The 4,403-nt window shown below is 63.5% G+C and carries 4 protein-coding genes; 2 read left to right on the forward strand and 2 right to left on the reverse strand.

The genetic code is table 11. The features are described from left to right. The first annotated feature begins 93 nt into the window (after positions 1-93). Both IRZ12_RS15865 and IRZ12_RS15870 read left to right on the forward strand, forming a co-directional pair. Positions 94-2,157: an NAD(+) synthase gene (locus IRZ12_RS15865; protein WP_296470474.1), complete on the forward strand. Its 2,064-nt coding sequence runs from the start codon at positions 94-96 to the stop codon at positions 2,155-2,157. 66 nt (positions 2,158-2,223) lie between these two features. After that, positions 2,224-2,562 (forward strand): P-II family nitrogen regulator, encoded by a 339-nt coding sequence (locus tag IRZ12_RS15870; RefSeq protein WP_296470477.1) that lies wholly within the window; start codon positions 2,224-2,226, stop codon positions 2,560-2,562. Here IRZ12_RS15870 and IRZ12_RS15875 read toward each other — a convergent pair. Both IRZ12_RS15875 and IRZ12_RS15880 read right to left on the reverse strand, forming a co-directional pair. Beyond that, positions 2,559-3,281 carry a class II aldolase/adducin family protein gene (locus IRZ12_RS15875; RefSeq protein WP_296470480.1) on the reverse strand — a complete coding sequence of 241 codons (723 nt, stop codon included), beginning with the start codon at positions 3,279-3,281 and terminating at the stop codon, positions 2,559-2,561. The two genes, IRZ12_RS15870 and IRZ12_RS15875, sit on opposite strands and share 4 nt — an antisense overlap. Positions 3,282-3,296: 15 nt before the next feature. After that, positions 3,297-4,274, reverse strand: a complete 978-nt coding sequence (locus IRZ12_RS15880; protein ID WP_296470482.1) for a tripartite tricarboxylate transporter substrate binding protein — start codon at positions 4,272-4,274, stop codon at positions 3,297-3,299. Positions 4,275-4,403: the final 129 nt, after the last annotated feature.

Here is a 4,403-nt window from a genome sequence, read left to right on the forward strand (position 1 = left end):
GGCGCGGGGGCCGGGACGACCAAGGTCCATCCGCCTTATCATGTCGGTTGATCCGTGGCGCCGCGCTGGGCCGGCGCATGAAGGAACTCCACCATGCAAGGCAATTTCTTCAATCTCTATACGCATCAATTCGCGCGCGTGGCCGTGGGCGTGCCTCGCTGCCGGGTCGCCGATCCCGAGTTCAACGCCGCGCAGACGCTGCACCTGGCCCGGCAGGCTGCCGCGCAGGGGGCAGCCCTGGTGGCGTTCCCCGAGCTTGGACTTTCCGCCTATACCTGCGATGATCTCTTCCACCAGCGGGCGCTCCTGGAGGGTTGCGAGCGGGCGCTGGCAGCCATCGTCGCCGAGTCTGTCTCGCTGCCCGCTGCGCTGGTGGTCGGGCTTCCCCTGCGCGTGGGGCACGCATTGTTCAATTGCGCCGCAATCGTGGCGCGGGGCAGGATCCTGGGCGTCGTGCCCAAGACCTACCTGCCCAACTACGGCGAGTTCTATGAGGCGCGCCAATTCACGCCGGGCGACTGCACCGTAGCCGACCACCTGGAGCTCGCCGGCCAGCACGTGCCGTTCGGCGCGTCGCTGCTATTCGAAATCGCCGATGTGCCTGGCTTGCGCTTTCACGTCGAGATTTGCGAGGACGTGTGGGTGCCGATTCCGCCTTCTTCGTTCGCCGCGCTGGCGGGTGCCAATGTGCTGGTGAACCTGTCGGCTTCAAACGTGGTCGTGGGTAAGTCGGGCTACCGCCACCAGTTGGTCAGCCAGCAATCGGCCCGATGCCTGGCCGCCTACCTCTATACGTCGGCGGGGCGGGGCGAGTCGTCTACCGACTTGGCCTGGGACGGCCAGGCCGTTATCTATGAAAACGGCGAGCTCCTCGCCGAATCGGAGCGTTTCCTGGACGAGTCGCACCTCATCCTGGCCGACGTGGACCTGGAGCGCTTGGCACACGAGCGCATGCGGCAGACCACTTTCGGCCAGTCCGTGCTGCGCCACAAAGCCGAAGCCGCGCGCTTCCAGACCGTTTCCTTCGAGATCGGCCTGCAGATGGACCAACCTTTGCCCCTGGTGCGCCGGGTCGAGCGCTTCCCGTACGTGCCGGCCGATAGGCGCAGGCGGGACGAACGCTGCGACGAGGTCTACAACATTCAGGTCCAGGCGCTGTTGCAACGACTCTCGGCCATCGGGACCGACAAGGTCGTGATCGGGGTCTCGGGCGGCCTCGATTCCACGCATGCGCTGCTCGTCTGCGCCAAGGCCATGGATAGGCTGAACCTGCCGCGCTCCAACATCATCGGCGTGACCATGCCCGGCTTTGCCACCAGCGAGCGAACCTTGCAACAGGCTCGCGCGTTGATGCGCGTCGTCGGCTGCACGATGCTCGAAATCGACATCCGGCCCAGCTGCGAGCAAATGCTCAAAGACATCGGGCACCCGTACGCGGAGGGCAAGGAGGTTTATGACGTCACGTTCGAAAACGTGCAGGCGGGCGAGCGGACGAGCCATTTGTTCAGGCTGGCCAATTTCCACAACGCGATCGTGATCGGTACCGGCGACCTGAGCGAACTCGCGCTCGGCTGGTGCACCTACGGGGTGGGCGACCATATGTCGCACTACAACGTCAATGCCAGCGTGCCCAAGACGCTGATCGCGCACCTTGTGCGCTGGGTGGCCGAGACCGGCGCCGTTGGCGCCGACGGCAGCCGGGTACTGCTCGACATCCTCGATACCGAGATCAGCCCCGAGCTGGTGCCTGGGAAAAACGGCAATGCGCCAGCGCAGCGGACAGAGCAGTTCATCGGCCCGTACGAACTGCAAGACTTCAATCTGTACTACATCCTGCGCTACGGGTTTGCGCCGTCCAAGGTCGCATTTCTCGCGCTTACTGCGTGGCAGGACAGAGAACGTGGCGTTTGGCCCGAGGAGGACCACGTCAAGCGCAACCAGTACGACCTGGCCGCGATCAAGCACAACCTTGGCATTTTCGTGCACCGGTTCTTCAAGACCAGCCAGTTCAAGCGGTCGTGCGTGCCCAATTCGCCCAAGGTCGGGTCGGGCGGGTCGCTCTCGCCGCGAGGCGATTGGCGTGCGCCCAGCGATTCCGAGGAAGTGGTGTGGAAGGCCGATCTCACCCGAATTCCCGATCGCACGGCCGATGCCTGACGCGAGGCGGCCGGCTACAATGACAGGATCTTCGAACTTCCGCCAGAATTCAACAAGGGTTCAGCCATGAAGCAAGTCACAGCCATCATCAAACCGTTCAAACTCGACGAGGTCCGGGAGGCGCTGGCCCAGGTGGGAGTCAATGGCCTGACCGTGACGGAAGTCAAGGGCTTCGGGCGGCAAAAAGGGCATACCGAGCTTTATCGCGGTGCCGAGTACGTCGTGGATTTCCTTCCCAAGATCCGCATCGAGCTCGTGATCGCCGACAGCCTGGTCGACCAGGCTGTCGAGGCCATCATCAAGGCAGCGCGTACGGGCAAGATCGGCGATGGCAAGATCTTCGTGACGCCCGTGGAGCAGGTCATCCGCATCCGCACCGGCGAAACCGGCGAAGCCGCGGTTTAATCGGTGCTCAGGGCCGGCCCCTCCTGCCGGCCCCGTTTTTGCAGCTTGGCGTAGTGATAATCCCAGACCTTCTGCAATAAGTGCGGCTTCCACAGGTTGGCGCGAATCTTCTCCTGCTGCGCCGCATCCAAGACCTGCGGCGCGCCCAGCTGGCTCGCCAGGTACTGCCTGTGGGCGGTTTCCTCCAGGTAGCAAGCCAGCACGAACACCTCCAGCACCCCTTCGGCGGCGACGACGGCGCCATGCGATTTCAGCATTGCGACGCGCGCATCGCCTAGGCACTCGGCCAACTCATCGCCCAATTCGCGCGTATTGATCGACGCCGTTTTCGGGAATTCGCGTATTTCTCCAAGCAGCGCTGCCTGCATGGTAACCGCTTCCACTTTGCGTCCGACGCTGCTAAAGAGCGTGGACCAGAGCGGATGCGTATGGGCAACGGCCCCGACATCGGGGCGACGCCGGTAGATGGACGCATGAATGTGGAATTCCATGGGAGGCTTGGGGCCGCCGTCGAGCGGCCTGCCCTCCAGGTCGACCTCGATGATGTCGTCGATCCCGATGGCGCTACGTACCGATGCGCCAGAGTTGATCAGGAAGCGATCGGGCCCCGTGCGTGCGCTGAAATGACCGTTGAAGTCGATGATGCCGGCAGCCTCCATCATCGCCAGCGCATCGGCGATGCGCCGGCGTGGATCGTCGGAGGAGTGAGTCGTGTGCATGCGTCGAGCCCCAGGTCAATCCAGCGTGATCTTGCTGGCGCGTATCACCCGCCCCCATTTTTCCGCTTCCTGCCGCATGAAACGTCCTGCCTCGGCAGAGGTGGCAACCAAGGGGTCGATGCCCATTTCTTCGAACTTCTTCTGGATGGCGGGAGAGGAAAGCACCTCATTGATTGCCCGCTCATATTTTTCGACCACCTCGCGCGGAGTGTTCGGCGGGGCGACGACGGCGTACCAGGCATTGGCCATCATCTGGCTCATCGACGGCGGACCGGCTTCGGCGAAGGTCGGCACCTCCGGCAGGACCGGCGAGCGCTTGTCGTCCGCCACGGCGAGAATGCGCAGTTTGCCGCTCTTGTGGTACTTGCCGCTGGAGCTGAGGGTGTCGAAGAACACCGTGACCTGACCGCCCAACAGGTCAACCAGGGCAGGGCCCGTGCCTTTGTAGGGGATGTGCAGCATGCTCGTGCCGGTCAATTGCATGAACAGTTCGGCGGCCAGGTGCGATGAGGATCCCGCGCCTTGCGAGGCAAAGGCGACCTTGCCGGGGTTGGCCCGAAGGTAGGCGATGAATCCGGCCAGGTCTTGGACGGGCAGGCTGGGGTGGATGGCGAGCACGTTGGGTACCGTGCCGAGCATCGCTACAGGCACCCATTGGGCAGGGTCGTAGCTGAGCCGTGGATACAGGTGCTGGTTGACCGCGATGGGGCCGTAGGGGGCGAACATCAACGTCGATCCGTCGGGAGGGCTCTTGAATGCTTGGTCTGCTCCGATATTGCCGTTGGCGCCCGGGCGGTTTTCCACGATGACGACGCCGAAGGCGGGTTGCAGCCCCTCGGCTACTAGGCGGGCGATGGTGTCCAGATTTCCGCTGGGCGGAAACGGGACGATCACGCGGAGCTGCTTGGGAGAGGCCCCCGCCGCGGCGGACCATGCAGCGCAGAGGGCGAGGGCCAATGCCGCGGCTCGGCGGATAAGAGAAAGTCTGAGCATGTTGGTGTCTCCATTGTTCGGGCGCGGATGCCGCGCACGCGCGGTTCTTGGCGCAGTGTATAGATTGAATCTATACTGGATCAAGATTGATTATTTAATCCATAAATCCGAAGGAACGGCCGAATGCCC

The sequence above is a fragment of the Pigmentiphaga sp. genome, from assembly GCF_019689535.1.
In the GTDB taxonomy this organism is placed as follows: Bacteria; Pseudomonadota; Gammaproteobacteria; order Burkholderiales; family Burkholderiaceae_B; genus Pigmentiphaga.